Origin of the sequence: Paenibacillus tianjinensis, from assembly GCF_017086365.1 — a bacterium.
Taxonomy (GTDB): Bacteria; Bacillota; Bacilli; order Paenibacillales; family Paenibacillaceae; genus Paenibacillus_AQ; species Paenibacillus_AQ tianjinensis.
Window position 1 is genome coordinate 796,591 of the sequence record NZ_CP070969.1, and the last position, 20,835, is coordinate 817,425.

The 20,835-nt window shown below is 53.1% G+C and carries 12 protein-coding genes; 8 read left to right on the forward strand and 4 right to left on the reverse strand.

The window, feature by feature from the left end; all coding sequences use genetic code 11:
• The first annotated feature begins 146 nt into the window (after positions 1-146).
• The 4 genes from JRJ22_RS03470 to JRJ22_RS03485 all read left to right on the forward strand — a co-directional run bounded on the left by JRJ22_RS03470 (position 147) and on the right by JRJ22_RS03485 (position 9,968).
• Complete coding sequence (locus JRJ22_RS03470) at positions 147-1,133, forward strand: Gfo/Idh/MocA family protein (protein WP_206103245.1); 987 nt, start codon at positions 147-149, stop codon at positions 1,131-1,133.
• A gap of 18 nt (positions 1,134-1,151) precedes the next feature.
• Positions 1,152-2,027, forward strand: coding sequence for a radical SAM/SPASM domain-containing protein (locus tag JRJ22_RS03475; protein WP_206103246.1), 876 nt, complete (start codon positions 1,152-1,154; stop codon positions 2,025-2,027).
• 1,065 nt (positions 2,028-3,092) lie between these two features.
• The gene (locus JRJ22_RS03480; RefSeq protein ID WP_232381150.1) at positions 3,093-7,442 is read left to right on the forward strand and encodes a cadherin-like domain-containing protein; all 4,350 of its coding nucleotides are present in this window, start codon (positions 3,093-3,095) and stop codon (positions 7,440-7,442) included.
• A gap of 384 nt (positions 7,443-7,826) precedes the next feature.
• Positions 7,827-9,968, forward strand: coding sequence for a class I SAM-dependent methyltransferase (locus JRJ22_RS03485; protein WP_206103248.1), 2,142 nt, complete (start codon positions 7,827-7,829; stop codon positions 9,966-9,968).
• A 95-nt stretch (positions 9,969-10,063) separates the two neighbouring features.
• On the opposite strand, the gene JRJ22_RS03490 is transcribed toward JRJ22_RS03485, so the two are convergent.
• Positions 10,064-10,993 carry an AraC family transcriptional regulator gene (locus tag JRJ22_RS03490; RefSeq protein ID WP_206103249.1) on the reverse strand — a complete coding sequence of 310 codons (930 nt, stop codon included), beginning with the start codon at positions 10,991-10,993 and terminating at the stop codon, positions 10,064-10,066.
• Positions 10,994-11,120: 127 nt separating this feature from the next.
• On the opposite strand from JRJ22_RS03490, the gene yicI reads away from it, so the two are divergent.
• On the forward strand, positions 11,121-13,442 hold the full coding sequence (gene yicI, locus JRJ22_RS03495) for an alpha-xylosidase (protein WP_206103250.1): 2,322 nt from the start codon (positions 11,121-11,123) through the stop codon (positions 13,440-13,442).
• Between the two features lie 229 nt (positions 13,443-13,671).
• Positions 13,672-14,847, forward strand: coding sequence for an SGNH/GDSL hydrolase family protein (locus JRJ22_RS03500; protein ID WP_206103251.1), 1,176 nt, complete (start codon positions 13,672-13,674; stop codon positions 14,845-14,847).
• 423 nt (positions 14,848-15,270) lie between these two features.
• Here the strand turns inward: JRJ22_RS03500 and JRJ22_RS29640 are convergent, their stop codons facing one another.
• The 3 genes from JRJ22_RS29640 to JRJ22_RS03515 form a co-directional block, all read right to left on the reverse strand.
• Entirely contained in the window at positions 15,271-15,366 is a 96-nt protein-coding gene (locus tag JRJ22_RS29640) for a YjcZ family sporulation protein (RefSeq protein WP_408637862.1), read from the reverse strand.
• A gap of 105 nt (positions 15,367-15,471) precedes the next feature.
• Positions 15,472-17,121, reverse strand: coding sequence for a helix-turn-helix domain-containing protein (locus JRJ22_RS03510; protein WP_206103252.1), 1,650 nt, complete (start codon positions 17,119-17,121; stop codon positions 15,472-15,474).
• A complete protein-coding gene (locus JRJ22_RS03515; RefSeq protein ID WP_206103253.1) occupies positions 17,118-18,941 on the reverse strand; it encodes a sensor histidine kinase in 1,824 nt (607 codons plus the stop codon). The genes JRJ22_RS03510 and JRJ22_RS03515 overlap by 4 nt, the downstream gene beginning before the upstream one ends.
• 134 nt (positions 18,942-19,075) lie before the next feature.
• Here JRJ22_RS03515 and JRJ22_RS03520 point away from each other — a divergent pair, with 134 nt between their 5' ends.
• Together JRJ22_RS03520 and JRJ22_RS03525 are read left to right on the forward strand one after the other, a co-directional pair.
• Entirely contained in the window at positions 19,076-19,957 is an 882-nt protein-coding gene (locus JRJ22_RS03520) for a carbohydrate ABC transporter permease (protein WP_206103254.1), read from the forward strand.
• Positions 19,957-20,790: a carbohydrate ABC transporter permease gene (locus JRJ22_RS03525; RefSeq protein ID WP_206103255.1), complete on the forward strand. Its 834-nt coding sequence runs from the start codon at positions 19,957-19,959 to the stop codon at positions 20,788-20,790. The genes JRJ22_RS03520 and JRJ22_RS03525 overlap by 1 nt, the downstream gene beginning before the upstream one ends.
• The last annotated feature ends 45 nt before the right edge of the window (positions 20,791-20,835 follow it).

Here is a 20,835-nt window from a genome sequence, read left to right on the forward strand (position 1 = left end):
CTGATTGAAAAGTGGACATACCTATCACGGAATGAGAAAATAGCAGGTAGAGAGCAGCAAAGAAGCGGAAGCGTGTCCGCGGGAAAAGAAGGAACTTATAATCATCCGGCATCAGTCGTATATTTAAAAAAAGGACGGGATCACTCATGACAATTCGTTTCGGGGTCGTAGGCACCAACTGGATTACAGACCGCTTTATTCAAGCTGGGCTGGAGAATGAGGAATTTATTCTGACAGCGGTATATTCCCGTACAGAGGAAAAGGGCCTTGCTTTTGCCGCCAAATACGCGGGAGCCGCCATCTATACCAATCTGGAGGATATGGTGTCCAGCGGAGAAGTGGATGCCGTGTATATCGCAAGTCCCAATTCGATGCATGCCGAGCAGGCGCTGATCTGCATGAATCACGGCAAACATGTGCTGTGCGAAAAACCGGCTGCCTCCAACAGCAGCGAGCTGCAGAAGATGATCGAGGCTACGCGCAGCAATGATGTGCTTCTGATGGAAGCGATGAAATCGACCTTTATGCCGAATTTCGGCGTAATTAAAGATAATCTTTATAAGCTGGGCAGAGTACGGCGTTATTTCGCCAGCTATTGTCAATACTCGTCCAGATACGATGCGTACCGGCAGGGAACGGTGCTGAATGCTTTTAACCCGAAATATTCGAACGGCTCACTGATGGATCTGGGGATCTACTGCCTGTATCCGATGGTGGCGCTATTCGGCAAACCGGATTCGGTAAAGGCTACGGGCATTATGCTCTCTTCCGGGGTGGACGGTGAAGGCAGCATGGTGATGCGCTACCCGCATATGGATGCTGTCGTGATGCATTCCAAGATTACCGATTCCTATCTGCCGGCAGAAATTCAGGGGGAGAACGGGACGATGGTGATTGATAAGATAAACCAGCCGTACCAGGTCAAAATCCAATACCGCGACGGAACGGTGGAGGAGCTCACCCTGCCGCAGGTGTTCGAGCCGATGTACTATGAAGCGTATGAGTTTATTAATCTGCTCAAAAACGGACAACGTGAGAGCACTGTCAACAGTCACGCCAATTCCTTGGCGGTAGCAGAGATCATGGAGGAAGCGAGACGGCAGATCGGCCTCCGCTATGCCTCGGATATATAGTGAAATGGGGAGCAGCACTTGAAGACTTTTAAAAAGGTGTACATCGAGATTACAAGCGTCTGCAACCTGGCTTGCAGCTTCTGCCCGCCAACCGAGCGGCAGAAGAACTTCATGAAGCCGGATACCTTCAGTACTATTCTTGATGAGATTAAACCGCACAGTAATCATATCTATCTTCATGTCAAGGGCGAGCCGCTGCTGCATCCGAAGATTGGTGAGCTGCTGGACATTGCAGATGCCAAAGGCTTCAAGGTCAATATCACGACCAACGGAACGCTGATCCATAAGGCGGGGCCGAAAATTATCGGCAAGCCGGCGCTGCGCCAGATGAATTTCTCCCTGCACAGCTTTGACGGGCACGAAGGCTCGGAGAACCGGGAGGGGTATTTGAAGGAGATTATTTCTTTTGTGCAGGAAGCTTCGGCGCAAGGGGTCATCATCTCCTTCCGGCTCTGGAATCTGACGGAGGACAACCAGACCAATCTGACGCGGAGCCGCAATCGCGAGACGCTGGCTGTGCTGGAGGAGGCGTTCAATCTGGACTTCAAGATTGAGGAGAAGGTCGTTCCGGGCAGCGGCGTCCGCATTGCGCCGCGTATCTATCTGAACCAGGACCACGAGTTCAAATGGCCGGCACTGCATGAGCCGGAGGATGACGGCAAAGGCTTCTGCCACGCGCTGCGCAGCCAGGCGGCGGTGCTGGTGGACGGCACGGTGGTGCCGTGCTGTCTGGATGGCGAGGGGGTTATCAATCTCGGCAACATCCATGAGCGGCCGTTCTCCGAGATTGTCGAAGGCGAGCGGGCCAACAATCTGTTCTACGGCTTCTCCCGCAGGGAAGCTGTAGAGGAGCTGTGCCGCAAGTGCGGGTACCGGCAACGGTTCGGCACGTAGGCTGGAGGTACGGTGGAGACGCAGCCAGCAGCAAGTCAGCTAAGTAACCGTAGCCAGTAGATCTTTAGCTGGCAGCAATAGGAGAGTAGCAGCTGCTTTGCCATTAGATAAGCAAACCACAGCAAGCTTCCAGCGGAAGCTTGCTGTTTGGCGTGTTGCGGGATGACGTCCCGCGAAAAGAGGCCTGATCAAGACTGAACCTGGTACCCTAAACGTTCATCGTCCTGCCCGCTTTAATCCGTAAGTGGTACTCTGCCTGAGTCCGGCTTAAGCTTTCATAGGCCATATTACCTATTAACGGCGGGTTCCTGTAATCATCCCCCGAAATTGCTTCCATATCTAACCGCATTCCAAACAATTTAAAATTAATATTTAAATATAAAATACTAAAATTTTAACGCTAATAGGTCGATATATTCGATAAATAGGTAAAAAGATCTATATTTTTTTAGTTTAGGACATCAAAAGGAGGGTAATTGTCCGTATAATCCCATATTTTGGGTTGATTATTATGTTATATGAGAGGAGTCATCTATTGAAATTTAGAACTATCAAAAAAGCAGCCATCTCCTTATTGGCCCTCATGTTGCTGACCATGACCTTCCTGCCCCAGGTCCGTTCTGTCTATGCCAGCTGATTGGACCTTACCGGGACTGGAAACGGATGGTTGACCGTCTATCCTAAAAACAGCCAGTTTGATTACGTCGGTGACCAGCAGACCGGAAGCGGCAGTGTAGCGCAAGACATCGTCGGGGATGCGAACAATCCTCCTTTTTACGTTAACTATGATTCAGCTTCGGGTGAAATCGGCTTCCGGATCCGTGTGAACAATCTGGATGGCACCCAGAAGGACAAGTTTACAAGCTTTGCGTTTGTGGGTGTGGATGCCAACGGGAACGGGGGTATCGACTTTTTCTTGGCGTTTATAATCCGACAAACAACAACGGGAAGATCGGTATCTATAATGCTGATCCTAACAAGGCGAATACCTCGCCCAGCACGACGGGCATTATCAATCCTGCGCTTATCTCCTATGTGCCGGGCGCTAATCAGAACTATTCGTTGATGCAGGCCGCGGGAAGCAGCTTCTCGGGGGACAGTGATTATTTTGTAACCTTCAAAATCAAGGTTGCAGACATTAATACGGCAATGGCGGGCAAGGGGATTACTGTGACTGCTACCTCCCCTCTGCAATATATTATCGGCACTGCTGCCCAGGACAACTCCTTCAACCAGGACATCGCGGGCACGCAGGGCATAAGTACTAATGATACTACGACGTGGAAGGATCTTGGGGTCTTTTCGCCCCCCGTCAATGTTACGGGTACGATCCTGAACACGGCGCCAAGTGCCGCAGCGGATACGCTGACCGTAGCCGAGAACGGCTCGGGAAGTGTAACAGTAACGGCAAACGATACGGATGCCGAGAACGGGCTTGACCCGTCGACGGTAGCGATCAAGACGCAGCCGTCACACGGTACGGTTACCGTAGGCGCGAACGGCCAGGTGACGTACACTCCGAACGCCGGCTACAGCGGCAGCGACAGCTTTACGTATACCGTTAAGGATACGGACGGAGCGGAATCGAACCCGGCCACAGTGAGCGTGACGGTGACAGCAGCTCCGATTCCGAACACGGCGCCAAGCGCCGCAGCGGATACGCTGACCGTAGCCGAGAACGGCTCGGGAAGCGTAACGGTAACGGCAAACGATACGGATGCCGAGAACGGGCTTGACCCGTCGACGGTAGCGATCAAGACGCAGCCATCACACGGTACGGTTACCGTAGGCGCGAACGGCCAGGTGACGTACACGCCGAACGCTGGCTACAGCGGCAGCGACAGCTTCACGTATACCGTTAAGGACACGGAAGGAGCGGAATCCAACCCGGCCACGGTGAGCGTGACGGTGACAGCAGCTCCGATCCTGAACACGGCGCCAAGTGCCGCAGCGGATACGCTGACCGTAGCCGAGAACGGCTCGGGAAGTGTAACAGTAACGGCGAACGATACGGATGCCGAGAACGGGCTTGTGCTTTCCTCGGTAACACTTAAGACACCAGCGTCGCACGGTACGGTTACCGTAGGCGCGAACGGCCAGGTGACGTACACGCCGAACGAGGGCTATAGCGGCAGCGACAGCTTTACGTATACCGTTAAGGATACGGACGGAGCGGAATCCAACCCGGCCACGGTGAGCGTGACGGTGACGTCAGCTCCGATCCTGAACACGGCGCCAAGCGCCGTAGCGGATACGCTGACCGTAGCCGAGAACGGCTCGGGAAGTGTAACAGTAACGGCGAACGATACGGATGCCGAGAACGGGCTTGACCCGTCGACGGTAGCGATCAAGATGCAGCCATCGCACGGTACGGTTACTGTAGGCGCGAACGGCCAGGTGACGTACACGCCGAACGCTGGCTACAGCGGCAGCGACAGCTTCACGTATACCGTTAAGGATACGGACGGAGCGGAATCCAACCCGGCCACGGTGAGCGTGACGGTGACAGCAGCCAACGGAGTTCCTGCGGCTATACCGCAGCTCGTTGAGCTCAACGAAGGGGCCGGAGCAGTAACGGTTATTCTTGAAGGCACCGACCGCGAAACGATCACCGGACTGGTCTACCAGATCACCGCTCAGCCGTCACATGGTACCCTTACCTTACAAAGCGGCAATATCTATCTGTACACACCGGCCCCGGGCTTTACATCGGGTACGGACAGTTTCAGCTTCACCGTGACGGACGGGGATGGCCAGAGTAGTCCGCCGGTTCAGGTGACGATTCAGATGAACAAGGCGCTGAACGGCTGGGTCGGCAATAAGCTTGAAGGCGATCCGTCTGTCGTGAATGCAGTGCCCGGCTATCCGCTGAAGTTCTCGGCCGTTAGCCCGCTGTCGGCCCATGAGGTCAAGGCAATTATCGGAGGCGGCACTGTCAGCCTTGAGTTAGCCAATCCTGCTACCTTCCTTCAGGACGGCTACAAACGGTGGGAGAATACGGGCTATCTGCTTACCACACCGCTGGCCGCAGGTTCTTATACGGTAATATTCCAGGCGTTTAAGGCCGATGGCACGCCGCTGCCCGCCGAGACCCGCCTGGCCGATAACGGATTTCAGGTGCTGGCGCACTCACTGGCGCTGACAGCTTCGCCGGACCGGATTGTCGGTGACGGCCGCTCGACGACCGAGCTGACCGCCGTGCTGACTGACAGTAGCGGCAAACCCGTACCGGACACCGAGGTTGTGTTCTCGGTCCCGTCAGGCCTGGGTACGTTCGTTGGAGCTGACCGGGTACGGACGGATGCCCAAGGCCGGGCGGCAACGACTTACCGCTCGGCTGACCTCTCCTCCAATCAGGAGCAGAAAGTACGGGTTGAGGCCGAAGCAATTGACCTGACAAAAGGACTATATGCGAAGGACGATATTCTGGTTACCTTCCAGCCGGCATTCATCAGCGGGGTTATCACCCGCGGTGCCGCGGGCGAGAAGGTCGCCGGCGCGAATGTACGGGTAACGCTAGATCTAAACGGCGATAACATCATTACACCTGGCGTTGATTTTGACGAGACCGTGGTGACGGGCGCAGACGGATCTTACTCGCTGCCGGTGCCGAAGGGCAATGCGCTGTACACCATCGCAGTGACACAGACAGTAAATGTAGGCGGAGTTTTAACACCGGTGACATATACTCAAACGGCGGTAGTCGGCTCGGTCAGCGGTACCGGTCAGGAGAGCTACGATTCAACGAAAACAGCAACCGGCATCATCCTGATGAAGCAGCCGGCAGGCGGCACCGGAACGATATCCGGAGACCTGGTAAAGAAGACGAAAGTGTATTTGAAAGACGCGGCAACGGGTCTCTATATTCTGGAGAACGGATCACCTAAGGCCTTCCCGGCCCAGCAGAACGGTGTATTCAGCGCCGAAGGGCTGGGGCTCGGCACATACGTGATGGAGATCCGCTATGAAGTCGAGCCTGGACAGGAGATTATTGTCCAGAAGAGCGAAGTGAACGTTACGGCCAACGGGGAAATGAATATTTCAGAGGAGCTGATCGACCCGTACGGTGCGATTACGAACAGCTTGACGGGAATCCCGGTGGAAGGCGCGAACGTGACCTTGTACTATGCCAATACAGCGCGCAACGGCAGCAAGGGCGGTAAGCCCGTAACGCTGCCGGCAATCCCGGGCTTTGCACCTAACGACAACGCGAGCCCTGAGCAAATCAGTGACGCGCAGGGTCTATACGCCTACATGGTCTATCCGCATACGGATTATTATCTGGTTGTGACCAAGTCCGGCTATGAGACCTATACCAGCCCGACAATCGCGGTGGATTTGGAAATTGTCCGCCATGATATCTCGCTGAATCCGATAAGAGCAGCCGCCATCCCGGGTTCCTCACCGGTTAATGCAACCATCACACCGGTGGTGGCAGTCCGTTTGGACCGGAACCTGATTGAAGAGGGCGGGACCTCGGCCATTACGGTCGAATACGCCCAGACTGGAAACGGAACACTGACCGGCGGTACGGTTACGGTGACACTGCCGGAAGGCGCGGTAGTCGTAAATGCGGATGGCGGAACAGTAGCCGGCAATACGGTAACGTGGCCTGTCGGTACCCTGGCTCCGAACCAGAGCGGCACGCACCGGATTGAAGTGAAGTGGCCGCAGCTCAGCCAGGCGGAGCAGGAGTATGAGGTAACGGCTGCGCTGTCTGCCGGCAGCCAGACACAGCCGGCAAAAGCAGCATCCTCTGCCAAGCTGAAGGTATTCTCAAGCCGGTATGGCGAGCTGAAGCATCAACGCTACATCCTGGGTTACCCGGACGGGCAGTTTAAGCCGGCGAAGAGCCTGACACGCGCTGAGTTGGCGGCGATTGTCGCCCGGTTGACAGAGAACGCGGCTCACAGCGGCAATAAGTCATACACGGATGTGCCGGGCAGCCACTGGGCGGCGCACTATATCATGATCGCGACCAACCAAGGTTACTTCAGCGGCTATGCGGACGGTACCTTCCGTCCGGAAGCGCCGGTGACGCGTGGCGAGCTTGCGGCGGTCATGGCGAAGTTCCTGAAGCTAGACCTCACGGCGCCCGCTTCGGCGCACTTCACCGATCTTGGCGGCCACTGGGCAGCGAATGCCATCGAGCAGCTCTATAACAGCAAATTCTTGTCGGGCTACCCGGATGCTACGTTCAAGCCGGACCTGAAAATTACGCGGGTTGAGGCCGTAACGATGATCAACCGGATGCTGTACCGCGGACCGCTGACGGGACTTGAGCCGCAGTTCCCTGATGTACCGGCCACCTATTGGGGCTTTGGCGACATACAGGAAGCGACACAATCCCATGAATCGAAACGTGAGGGCGACGAGGAAGTCTGGGTGAAGACGCTGACCAGCAACGAAATGTAGTCCGTGCGGTCAGGCTTCATCCAAGTGAGGCTATTGCTGAAGGATTCTTACAGGAAATGATTAAGGTTAAGAAATACAAAACAGACCAGACAGAGTAACCTTTGTCTGGTCTGTTTTTTTGCTTGATTGATAGGAAGCTTCCAAGGCATTGAAGAATGAGGATTCAACCTCCTGTACGGTAATGTGGTTTTTGAAACAGGGTTAGAAACATGGTAGACTTATCCATGCGGCCGCCTCCTGAATCTAGTGTAATCGTGTACAATCGATTCAGAAGGCGGCCCTTTGCATTCGATTTTTGTATAATCATTGGACCGTTTACGTATTAATAGGTTCTTATCCACATTCGCCATTCAAACAAGAGATTATCATACCAGGAGGTGCAGGATGCTGAAATCGTTGCAGGCTATTGAAGCATACCGTGAAGGGGATTATTTGCCTGAGGAGGAGCTTGTGTGGCTGAAATATATTGTTCAGGCTGAAATGCCAATAGTCAATCTGGAGCGCGTGGAATCGCTGCGGGAGCTGGACCATCGGAATCCCGTGCTGGACTATGTGGAACGGAGTCTGCGGCTGCTGGATAGTCTGCCGTTGTCCTACTGGATTAAGGAATTAGCCGAAGAGACGCTGGTCTGGTCGGAGACGGCCAAAGGCGGGACCTCCCGCCAGCGCCGGAAGTGGCAGGAGGAAGGCATTAATTGCTTTGCCCATAATATAGGGTCAGCGCAGCTGTACTGGCAGCATGCCGGAGGCAATGCAGCCGCTGTAGCCTCCGCGCCGCAGGCGGCGCTGCTTAAGGCGGCAGGTGTCGCGCATGCGGAGAAGATTCTGATTGTGCACCGGCTGATTGAAACGCATGGCCTCCTCGGCCAGCAGATCCGCGGCGAGGTTCCGCCAAGTGTTAACCGCCCGCTGGCCGTTATGGTCGAAGAGGGGCTGCTGACCTCTGACGAGATGGAGCGGCTGCTGTTTGCGCTGAATCATTGCATCATTGGTGCTGTCTCGCCGGTATTGTGGCAGGAGGTGCGCAGCGAGGTGATGGAGCTGATAGCCCTGATTGCTTCGGGAAGTCTGGACACTCCGTTGCCAATGAAAGAGCGGCTGCACCGCATGCGCTCCGGCCCAATCTCCCGGGGCGAGGATTTCACGGCGGAGTGGAGCAGACTGGAGCAGGAGGGAATGGATTCTGCATTGCTCGAAGCCATGCAGCCGGTAACGTTCTGGTATGTGGAGTCGGCACTGCAGACGTTCTCGCTTGAGCAATTTCTTAAAGTGCTGGCGCTGGCCGCACAGGGCAGCGGCATTAGCGGCCTGAACCATATCAGCTTTGAAGCAATCATGAATTCAATCTACTATGACTATAAAGGCGTTAAAAAAATCAACGTATATAAGAAACGGATTATCGAAAAGTATCTGTCTGAGCTTGGTTGGCAGGATATTGCCGCCGGAAACAGCACTTCCGGCAATCCCCATCTGATTCACCGGCTGCGGCGGCAGAGGCATCTGCCGGATACGGTGTTCTTTGACTTTGAATTCTCTCCCGCAGCAGAGAAGCTGATTGAATTCTGTATTGAAGCCGAGAAGTCAGCGCTGTACGAGCGGGCGGTGCTGCTCTTATTCGATTTGTTCGATCTGCGCCGCGACGCATTCGACCGCTTCCATAACGAGGATAGCTACCTGAGCCAGATGAACGATACGGCTGATTATAAAACTGTTATTCTGGATTATGTCACCGGCAGCAAGGTGCTGGATATCGGCCCGGGCGGCGGTGTGCTGCTTGATCTGATTGAAGAGCGGATGCCTGCTGTTACTCCGGTCGGCATTGATATTTCCAGCAATGTAGTGGAAGCGCTGCGGCAGCGTAAGCAGCGTGAGGGCCGCCGCTGGGAGGTGCTGCAGGGTGATGCTCTGAACCTGAAGGATTTTGTAGAGACGGGCAGCGTGGATACGGTGATTTTCTCATCCATTCTGCATGAACTGTATTCGTATGTGCCGATGAATGGCGTGAAATTCAATCAGGAGACGGTAGCCGCAGCGCTGGTAAGCGCATTTGAGGTACTTGCCGTTGGCGGTAGGATCATTATCCGGGACGGGATCATGACTGAACCGGAGGCATTGCAGCGGAGAATCCGGTTTCTGGAACAGAGCGGCCTGGCGTGGCTGGAACGGTATGCCGGGGATTTTGCCGGACGCAAAATCCACTATGAGGTGGTCGGTGAGCAGGAGGTGCTGATGCCTGTTAACGATGCCATGGAATTTCTATATACCTACACATGGGGTGAAGAAGCTTACGTCCACGAGGTCCAGGAGCAGTTTGGTTATTTTACACCCGAGCAGTATGTGAAGTTTATCAGGGATCATCTGGGAGAGCAGGCTCAGATTGAAGTGTTCCGCCACTATCTGCAGGAAGGGTATACGCTGGCACTTCAGGAACGGGTCGTTATCATGGATGAGCACGGTAATGAGACGGCTTTGCCGGACAGCACCTGCTTCATGGTAATCCGCAAGGTCGGCAGCGCGGCAAAGTAAGGGATTAACGCCAGTAAGGCAAACACCAGCAGCCAAGAAAGGGAGCGGTGTTTGCTTTTTTTGTTAACAGACATAGGTTCCGGGAAATTGCCCTCTCACGGATACAGCTGCCCTTGCCCTGCTCCCTGCATGGCTCCCAGCGCGGCCCCTTTGCGGAACTCCGAGGGTGAGCATTTCATCGCCTTACGGAACACCTTAATGAAATAGCTGACATTGTCGAAGCCGACCGCAAGGGCGATGTCCGATATCTTACGTTCACTCTGCTGCAGCAGTTCAGCCGCCTGGCGGATGCGGTAGGAGTTGATATAATCGACGGGCGTCTTGCGGGTCATAGCTTTGAAGAAGCGGCAGAACTGGCCCTCGCTCATCGGAATCAGCTCTGACAGATCGCGGGTGCGGATCGGCTCCTGATAGTTGTCCTGGATATACAGAATGACCTTTTTGAGCCGGTTGATCTTGGTCGAATCAGCGCTCTCTGACTGGCTGTGGTTCACGGACCGGTCCGGACTGGCAATCTGCGAGAGCATAATGAGCAACGTTCCTTTCATAAAGGCTTCGAATCCGGGCATTTTATTAGTATATGCTTCCATCATCCGCTCCAGGTGGTGCAGCAGCTCCTGCTGCCAGGGAACAGCGGGTGTAATGTGACGGGGAAAGCTCTGGCGCTTCTCCTGAAGCGGAAGAATCACATTTTGCTGGATCGTATCGTACTGGGCACTGGCCAGAAGGTCGGGGTGGAAGACGAGCGCACAGAACCGGCAAGGGCCTTCCTTCAGGACGTAGGCGGCATGAATATCACCGGATTCGATAAAGACGGCTTCACCTGCGCGGAGCGGAAAATAATCGGTGTCCACCTGAAAAAGGATCTCTCCCTCCAGCAGCAAAAAGAACTCGGCCTCCTCATGCCAGTGCGTGTCCAGGACATGCGTTCCGGACGGAAGCTCGATCCAGTAAGCAGCCAGCGGAAACATAACATCACCATGTACTCGGTCTTCTTTGAGCAAACGCTGGGACGTGCGGTCCATTTCTAGGCCTCCTTTAGCTAAAATATCAAAATAGTGTTATAAATGAGCTATATTATATTAGTTTTGTTGTTTTATTATCGTTATAATGCAACTATAAACACCAAATTGAAAGGTGGCAAGTGCACACATGAAATTTACAGACGGCCTCTGGCTGGTTCGTGACGGAATCAACATCAACGGCGCAGTACAAAACTATGTAGTAGAAAAAACATCCGAGGGTTTGACAGCAGTCACTCAAACAACTCCAATTACAGGACGCGCAGCTACACTGAACTCCACGCTCCTTACCGTTAAATTCCATTCCCCGCTTCCTGGTGTAGTGGGTGTGAAGATCATTCATAATGACGGCGTGATCGACCGCGGTCCGGCTTTTGAATTGACCAAGGGAACCGGCGACCATGTACAGATTGAAGAAAATGAAGCCCAAACCGTGCTGATCAGCGGCGGACTCCGTGTGGTTATCCATAAAGGCACTCAATGGTCCGTGGATTTCTACCGCGGCGACGAGCGCATTACAGGCAGCGGTTACAAATCGATGGCCTATATCACCGACCAGGACGGCAACACGTTCATGCGTGAAGAGCTGGACATCGGTGTAGGCGAATTCGTGTACGGTCTGGGCGAGCGCTTCACTGCTTTTGTGAAGAACGGCCAAGTGGTTGATATCTGGAATAAAGACGGCGGCACCAGCTCCGAGCAGGCCTACAAGAACATTCCGTTCTATGTAACCAGCAAGGGCTACGGCGTATTTGTGAACCAGCCTGAACTGGTTTCGTATGAAATCGCTTCGGAAAAAGTGAAAAAAGCCCAATTCAGCGTAGCTGGAGAGAGCCTGGAATATTTCGTAATTGAAGGACCTACGATAAAAGAGGTCATCAGCAAATATACTTCGCTTACCGGCAAGCCTGCACTTCCGCCGGCCTGGACCTTCGGCCTGTGGCTGACCACTTCGTTCACCACTGACTACGATGAAGCAACAGTTAACTCCTTCGTTGAAGGTATGGCTGAACGCGATCTGCCGCTGCATGTATTCCACTTCGACTGCTTCTGGATGCGTGAATACCAATGGACCGATTTCCAGTGGGACGAGCGCGTCTTCCCGGACCCGGTAGGCATGCTGAAACGCCTGAAGGAAAAAGGATTGAAAATCTGCGTCTGGATCAACTCCTATATCGGACAGCGTTCACCGCTGTTTGAAGAAGGCAAGAAGAACGGCTATCTGCTTAAAAAGGCGAACGGCGACGTATATCAAACCGATCTTTGGCAGGCGGGTATGGGACTCGTAGACTTTACGAACCCAGCTGCTTGTGAATGGTATGCAGGATACCTGCGCGGTCTGGTGGATATGGGCGTAGACAGCTTCAAAACAGACTTCGGCGAACGGATTCCGACGGATGTTGTGTACTTCGACGGCTCCGATCCGCAGAAAATGCATAACTATTACACTCAGCTGTATAACAAAGTGGTCTTTGAAGTATTGGAAGAGAAGCTTGGCAAAAATGAAGCAGCCGTGTTCGCACGTTCGGCAACAGCCGGCGGGCAGCAGTTCCCTGTACACTGGGGCGGTGACTGCTACGCAGATTACGAGTCTATGGCAGAAAGCCTGCGCGGCGGCTTGTCCCTCGGTCTGTCCGGCTTCGGGTTCTGGAGCCATGACATCGGCGGCTTCGAAAATACCGCACCGGCGCATGTCTTCAAACGCTGGCTGGCCTTCGGCCTGCTCTCCAGCCACAGCCGTCTGCACGGCAGCACCTCGTACCGTGTGCCTTGGGCTTACGATGACGAAGCGGTGGATGTTACCCGGTTCTTCACCAAGCTCAAATGCAGCCTGATGCCTTACCTGTATGATGTAGCCGGCCAGGCGCATGAAGAAGGCTGGGCTTCGATGCGGGCCATGGTCATGGAATTCCCAGAAGATCCTACCTGCGAAGTACTGGACCGTCAGTACATGCTTGGTGACAAGCTGCTCGTAGCTCCAATCTTCCAGGAGAACGGCGAAGTGAAATACTACCTGCCGGCTGGTCGCTGGACTCACCTACTGAATGGTGAAACGGTAGTAGGCGGATCATGGCGCAAAGAAAAACATGACTTCTTCAGCCTTCCGCTGTTCGTACGCCAGAACTCGCTGCTGGCCACAGGCAGTGTCGACAACCGTCCGGATTATGACTTTGCTGACGGCGTGAAATTCGGCCTGTATTCCCTGGAAGACGGCGCAACAACAGCTGCAACGGTCCGCGATATCAAAGGCGCTCCAGAACTGACAGTGACAGCTGAACGCACTGGCAGCACGATTAAGGTAACTGCTGAAGGCAGCGGCAAGCCGTTCACATTTGCTGTGAAGGATCTCGGCGCTATCGCTTCCGTAGAAGGCGCAGAGCAAGCAGATGAAGCTACAGTACAAGTTAGCGGCGGCAGCAAGTCCGTATCGTTCACGATTACATTGAAATAAGTTATTCCGTGTGTATCAGACTCTCTGATGGCCGGGGACACATTGTCCCTGGCTCATTAGGGAGTTTTTTTAGAAAAACAAAGTATCTATATGAATGGCTCAACACTAACATCAGTGCCTGACAGTTGGCGGGAATAATTTTGGAGATATTCCCTTTGGAAACGGGTAGAGAGAAGATAGCCATATGAATAGTTATATTTTGCGGATCAGGACAGGAGAATTGATTACTATGATTATTAAAGATAACAACGGTGTACTCAGCGAAGCGGGCTACTCTTCAGCTACGGCGCTGTCCACCGCCGCCAATTATATTATGAATGCACCGGAGACGTTCACCCATACCTACCGGACATACATCCGCCTGCGGGAAAACGGCAGTTTGACGCTGAAATTCTGGCACAGCAACAGTGTCGATTCCACCTGGGATATGGGGCAGGAAGCAAGCGGCAGCGAACGGGGCGGGGAGTGGAGCATAGAAGAAGCGTATATCGCTGATGGAGGGCTTGTGCCGGACGGTGCGGTAGCACCGGGCTCGCAGGTTCCGGTTACCTTCGCGGGGGCAAACTCGAAGGCGGTTGCTCCCGGCGAATGCTTCTGGAGTGACGAAGCCTCACTCGACTTGCCGGAAGGTCATTACCTGGCGTTTACCTGGACCCTTAGAACAGCCGCGCCGGGCAAGTCCTTCCCGTTCAACGTCGAAGGCATCCTCGTGTCCGCTTATGATGCTGACGGCAATCTGGCCGGGCAGGAATCTGTGGATACCTTTGCCGAGTCGGACAAGCTGCTGGTTATGCCAGGCTATATCGGATACAAGAAGCAGGTGGCGAAGAAGCTGGTGTTCCTAGGGGACTCGATCACACAGGGAGTCCGGACGGAGAAGGATGCCTACAGCTATTGGGCGGCGCGGATCGCCGAAGGTCTGGGGACGGATTACGGACTGTGGAATATCGGTTCAGGCTGGGGCAGGGCTTATGACGTTGCTGCGGACGGGGCGTGGCTGAATAAGGCTAAGCAGGGTGATGAGGTACTGATTGTCCTCGGAGTCAACGATCTGGATATCGGCAAGCGCAGTGCTGAGGAACTGCTTGGCGATCTGACGAATATTATCGGGAAGATTAAAGAGGCGAACACCAGCACAGACATTATCCTCAGCACCGTACCGCCGTTCAATTTCACGGAAGAGCGGGAGACCTACTGGCGCATAGTGAATGATACGATTCTCACGAACCCTCCGGCCGGGGTAGACCGGGTATTCGACATCGCTGCGGTACTGTCTGAACCGGCTCCGGCAGATCATAGAATCAAACCGGAATACATGAGCAACGAGTTTGATCCGCATCCGAACGGGAACGCCGGCAAGGCGGTAGCAGAAGCTTTTCTGGCTTGGTACGGGGGAAATAGATAAAGAGAACACCACAGGCTTACTAGGCATACTATGTAGTACTTTTAACAGAAGGGTAGTGTGCCTCCAATGGGTATTCAAGCGGGAATGCAGCCGAAGGTGCTGTATCAGGCAGATCAAAATTATGTTCAAACTATGAAATCGGTTAGACATCACTTGCACAGTATATGTAGACAACATGTAAACCAATTCGTCCAGGTGCAGACAATTGACGGTCAGGTCGTTACGGGAAGAATTTTGGGCTGTGATAGAGGAATGTTATATATGGGCGTGCAGAGTCATGGAGGACAACGCGCATTCTATGGGGGCAGCGATGAAGCGATTCTAGCCCTGGTGCTGTTCGAATTGCTTGTAATCACTTTATTGTACACGTAATTCCCAGTAGAGCCTGCATTTGCAGGCTCTACTTTTTTAGGCTAACGATACTTAAAATGTTCTAAGAATGATCACCAGCAGAATATAAAGCACCAGGATTGTAGTAGTAGAAGTAATCATACCACCTACGTTTGCGCAACCGCCCATAGCTTTACCCCCTTCGCATTATCATCTTACAGACCCATGATATGCACCTTCCCCTATTCCTGTATGGACAATTGCCCCACTTGAAAATTAAAATCGTATAGCCTGTTAAAGCAGGATTTGTGTTCGATAGTCCTTCGGAGAGCTGCCGACCTGCTTCTTGAACACTTTACTGAAGTACTTCACATCGTGGAAGCCGACCATTTCCGAGATTTGTGACAGCTTGAGGTTCGGATTCTGCAGCAGGAGCTTAGCTTTATTGATTCTGACGCTGCCGATGTAGTCGGAGAAATTAATGCCGTATTCCTGCTTGAATTTGCGGGAGACGTATTCGCGGCTGACATAGAATCTGCCGGCGACCTCCTGCAGCGACAGGTCGGACTGATAGTTCTGCTCGATATATTTGACGATTTCTGTTAGCGGGTTACGTTCCTTGATCTGCCTTGCCGACAGCTCCTGCGACAGGCGCTGCATCAAGGCGAAGGACCAGTCGCGCCAGGCGAACAGCGAGAAGGAATAGCCATTGGCATAAGGAGCAGGATTGTGCCGGTCGGCCAGCTCCAGTTCAGCCAGAGCACTGTCGGCTTCCCCGCCCAGCGCTTCGCGTACGAGCCGGGAGCGGAACAGCAGGGCATCGGCTTTCCAGGAGCCCAGCATTTCCGGCGTTACCACGCCCCCGCGGCTCATCTCATCAATCCAGTGCTGGGCTGCAGCGGACAAGGCCTCTGTATTCCCGCTGATAACGGCCATCCTCCAGTCCTCCTGGACATGGGCGAAGATTGCCCTGGAGCCGTCGGCTCCGGCTGCTTGTTCAGCCTTGCTATGCTCTCCGGCAGAGGAAGCGAAGTGGCAATAATCCTCATGCCGGAGCAGATTCCGCCGCATCAGGGCATCCAAAGCTTCCGATCGCTGCTGTGCAAGCTGGCCTGGCAGGCTGCCCGCACTGCTGATCCCAAAATGCATCCGGAACTGCAGCGTCCGGAAGATACCTTGATTGATCCGGCTGATCAGCTCCAGTACCGGTTCATGGACATCCCATAGCAGGATGGCGATTTCCGGAGGCCCTCCCCAGTAGCGGAAAGCAATTCCTTTCTTCTGGGGATGCAAGAACTCATTGCAAATATTGACGATGGCATAATAAAGCAGCTCGCTGTCTCCGCCGAATCTTTTGAGCAACTGATTATTGCCCGCATCGGTCTGTATTAGAATCAGCCGGGAGGACCCGGCATTACCGGGAATGACGTTCTCAGCAACAAGCCGTCGGAGCGAGGCCTCAGAAGTAACGGGATCATCAATCAGTGCCGACAGGAGGCGCTCTCCGTAGATCGGTTTGATCTCATTCAGCCGGATGCTCTGCTGCTGCCGGTGGCTGCGTTCTTCTTCCTCGGAGCGCCAGGAGGCAACCGCCTTGGACACGGCTGTATTGATGGCATCGGCCTCAATGGGCTTAAGAATATAGTCAATTCCTCCATGCCGGACTGTCTGGCGTACAAATTCAAAATCATTATGTCCGCTGACGACAATAAACTTCGTATTCCCGGCAAACTCATTCACCCAGGTCATCAGCTCAATGCCGCTCCCCGATTCCATCATCATATCCATGATCACCAGAGCCGGCTTTTGAGCGCGGATCACTTCAATGGCTTCATTGCCGTTTCCCGCTTCCAGAATCTCATCGATCTGATGGGCGTCCCAGTCGACCAGCAGCCGGACCGCCTTTCTGACTCTCGCTTCATCATCCACAATCAGCGCCTTCATATCCGTTCACTCTCCGTTAGTATTTCAATTTCCAGTCTTATCAGGACCCCGCCTTCAGGCAGATTGTCCACGGTCAGCGCAGCGTCATCCCCGCAGACAAGGCGCAGGCGCGCGAGTACATTGCCAAGGCCGATTCCTGCGCCTGGCGCATCCCGCCTGCTGTCACTGTTCTTTACGGCGGTGACGTCGAGCGGAGCAGGCTGCTCTAGCTCCTGCCGGAGCTTCTCCAGTCTCGCCAGAGGAATGACATTGCCGTTATTCCGAATCATGATTTCCATTCGTCCTGTTGCCAGCCGGGCTGCCGTAATCTCGATCAACCCATCACTGCGCGACAGATTGAAGCCGTGCTTGAAGTAATTTTCAACAATCGGCTGGAGGATCATTTTGGGCATCAGCGCATTCAGCAGCGGTTCCTCCATATCGTAGCGGAAACTGAATTTATTTTCAAAACGCTCCTTTTGCAGTTCGATGTAAGCTTTGACATGCTCCAGCTCATTTTGAATGGTCACAATCTTCTCGTCATTGTACATGCTGTAACGCATCATCTTGGCCAGCGCCGACAGCAGGGCATAGATTTGCGGCACTTTCATCTCAAGGGCAAGCGTACCGATAATCTGCAGTGTGTTGTTGAGAAAATGCGGATTGATTTGCGACTGCAGTGCCCTCAATTCATTGGTTTTATTAGACAGCTCCAGCCGGTATTCCCGCAAAATCAGATTGTTGATCGTATCCATCATGCTGCGGAAATGCTCGGTCAGCACACCGATCTCATCATTGCCCGCCGGGCTGATCTCGACCTCCAGATTCCCGGTCCGCACCTGATTCATATACCGGGTCAGCTGCTTGATCGGAGCAGTGATCCGGAAGGAGATGAAGATCGTTAGAGCAATAATCATGGTCATTAGCAGGAAGAGGAGCAGCAGGTTGATGCCTGCGGCTTCCTTGGCTTCACGGAACAGGTAGGACACCGGTATCTGTTTGACCAGCATCCAGCTCAGGCCGGTGCCTTCCACCTTCTGATAAATGAATACAGACCCGCCTTCCTCAAAATAACCTTGAGCCTCCGTATTTGGAGCAATCTGCTTACTGTACCAGGCTGCATTCAGCGGCTTGCCGAGCGAATCGGCATCCTGGCCGTACACCAGCATACCGTCACTGTCCACTACATAGGTCTTCTCCTGATCCTGTTCATACAGCTGGTCGACAATTTCGGCAAGCGCCGTCAGCTTGACATCAATCGACAGATAGCCTAGTGCCTCCGAAGAAGGAATGCGCTCAATTCTGCGGTGCAAGGTAAAGACCGGCTCAGGCGTGAACTGGATCAAAGGCAGGTTCAGCCCGTAAGCATTGCTGATGTGGGTGCTCTGAACACTTACCGGAGAACTGCCCGTAATGTTGGACTCCAGATACGGCATGTTCACCAGCCAGCGCTTGGGCGTTGTATTGTCGGTAATCAGTGTGGCTTTGCTGTCCTTAACCCCGTATAAGTATACCTGCGAGATGTCGGGCAGCGAAGTGGAAATATAACTGAGTGAATTATAGATGGCAATATCAGAGGACAGGTCATCATAACCGGCTTCCAGCAGACGGTAAAAATCTGAATCGGAGTATACGCTCAGCGACAGCCGGTTGACCTCCTGAATGAGGCTGTTAATATTTTTGGAGCCTTGATAGAGCAGATTTTTGTTCTCATCTACGGCCCGTGTTCTCAGCGACTGGGTCGTGTAAGAATAGCTGATATACATCGTCGCCATAATACAAATTAAGGTTGGAAGGAGTAAAAAAAGGATCAGTTTGGTGCGGATATTGGTCCATTTCATCGATTCTTGTCACATCCGATCAATATTTTACACCTGAAAGATCACTTGCGTAGGTGTAAGAGGTCCGTCAAAAAACGGATAATATCTTTAGATCATAAACAAGTAAGTGAGTAAAAGAAAGGGGGGGCCAATTCATGCGAGGTCATAAGTTGTCCCAATTCGGTCAACAGCTTTTTTTCGTTGGCCCGGCAGTACTGTTTTTCTCTGTAGTCATGATTATTCCATTTCTGATGGGGATGTATTATTCCTTCACTGACTGGAACGGTGTATCGGGAAATGTTAGCTGGGTAGGAATTGATAACTTCAAAAGTATTTTCACGAATGACCCTGACTTCTGGTCATCGTTCTGGTTTACCGTTAGATTTACTCTGTTAGGTGTTGTTTTGACCAACGTGGTCGGCTTTTTCCTGGCGTATCTGTTGACGAAACCTTTAAAAACTCGCAATATGCTCCGTACGATCTTCTTTATGCCGAATGTTATCGGGGGCTTGTTGCTCGGTTTTATATGGCAGTTTATCTTTATCAAAGGTTTTGCCACACTCGGTGAAACCACAGGCTGGCCGTTCTTTAATCTTCCTTGGCTTGGTGATGCGACGACCGGCTTTTGGGCAATCGTTATGGTATTCGTCTGGCAGTCCTCCGGTTATCTGATGGTTATCTACATCGCTTCGCTCAGCAATGTATCCAAGGAAGTGCTTGAAGCTGCTGACATCGACGGCGCCTCGCCGTTCCAGGTGCTCCGCAACATCGTCGTTCCGCTGATTATGCCTGCGGTAACTATCGGTTTGTTCCTGGCCATTTCCTGGTCATTCAAAATGTTCGACCTGAACCTGTCGCTGACCAAGGGCGGACCGTTCAAATCAACGGAGTCTGTAGCGATGAACATCTATAATGAAGCCTTCCTGAATAACCGTTACGGTCTGGGTACGGCAAAAGCGCTGCTGTTCTTTGTAATTGTCGCGGTCATCACGATGATTCAGGTCCGTGTAACGAAGAGCAAGGAGGTCGAGGCTTAATGAACGCAAAGTCAAAAAGCAGATGGACTATCGGGATTGAAGTGCTGATGATCCTGCTTGCCCTGCTCTTCCTCGCTCCGTTTTATTTCCTGCTGGCGAACTCCGTGAAATCATTTGGCGAAATTCTCAGCAATGCGGCAAGCTGGCCGCAGGAATTCATGTGGTCCAACTATTCAAATGCCTGGAAGCTGGCCCGCTTCGGTGAAGCGTTCCGCAACTCCCTCATTGTAACGGTAATCAGTGTCGTCCTGATCGCTTTGTTCAGCGCAATGGCTGCATACCGTATGGTCCGTGCGGATACGAAGTTCAATAAGGTCCTGCTGCTGCTGTTCGTAGCGGCAATGGTGGTGCCGTTCCAGACCATCATGATCCCGATCCTGAAGGTTGTAAACGTCCTGGGCGTGAACAACTCCATTCCAGGTCTCTTGATCACTAACTTGGGTCTCAGCATTCCGATGGCGATCTTCCTGTTCCACGGGTTCATCAAATCGGTCCCGCTTGAAATCGAAGAGGCGGCTACAGTCGACGGCTGTAATCCGATTACGGTATTCTTCCGGATTGTGCTTCCGCTGCTGAAGCCGATGCTGATGACAACCATCGTCCTGAATGCACTTGGGATTTGGAATGACTATCTGCTGCCGTCTCTGATTCTTCAGGCGCCTAATCTGCGGACCATTCCACTGGCCACCTTCTCGTTCTTCGGCCAGTATACGAAGCAATGGGATATGGCGCTCCCGGCACTTACGATCGGCGTAGCACCCATTGTAATTTTCTATCTGTTCATGCAGCGTTACATTGTTGAGGGAATAGCGGCAGGCTCGGTGAAGGGTTAACCTTCACGGAGTCCCCGTTCCAAATATTTATTATGCAGTTAAACT

Coding starts and splice junctions, on each gene's coding strand:
- JRJ22_RS03480 (WP_232381150.1), top strand. CDS start 3,093: ATGCAGGCCGCGGGAAGCAGCTTCTCGGGGGACAGTGATTATTTTGTA.
- JRJ22_RS03515 (WP_206103253.1), bottom strand. CDS start 18,941: ATGAAATGGACCAATATCCGCACCAAACTGATCCTTTTTTTACTCCTT.
- JRJ22_RS03490 (WP_206103249.1), bottom strand. CDS start 10,993: ATGGACCGCACGTCCCAGCGTTTGCTCAAAGAAGACCGAGTACATGGT.
- JRJ22_RS03520 (WP_206103254.1), top strand. CDS start 19,076: ATGCGAGGTCATAAGTTGTCCCAATTCGGTCAACAGCTTTTTTTCGTT.
- JRJ22_RS03485 (WP_206103248.1), top strand. CDS start 7,827: ATGCTGAAATCGTTGCAGGCTATTGAAGCATACCGTGAAGGGGATTAT.
- yicI (WP_206103250.1), top strand. CDS start 11,121: ATGAAATTTACAGACGGCCTCTGGCTGGTTCGTGACGGAATCAACATC.
- JRJ22_RS03525 (WP_206103255.1), top strand. CDS start 19,957: ATGAACGCAAAGTCAAAAAGCAGATGGACTATCGGGATTGAAGTGCTG.
- JRJ22_RS03500 (WP_206103251.1), top strand. CDS start 13,672: ATGATTATTAAAGATAACAACGGTGTACTCAGCGAAGCGGGCTACTCT.
- JRJ22_RS03470 (WP_206103245.1), top strand. CDS start 147: ATGACAATTCGTTTCGGGGTCGTAGGCACCAACTGGATTACAGACCGC.
- JRJ22_RS29640 (WP_408637862.1), bottom strand. CDS start 15,366: ATGGGCGGTTGCGCAAACGTAGGTGGTATGATTACTTCTACTACTACA.
- JRJ22_RS03510 (WP_206103252.1), bottom strand. CDS start 17,121: ATGAAGGCGCTGATTGTGGATGATGAAGCGAGAGTCAGAAAGGCGGTC.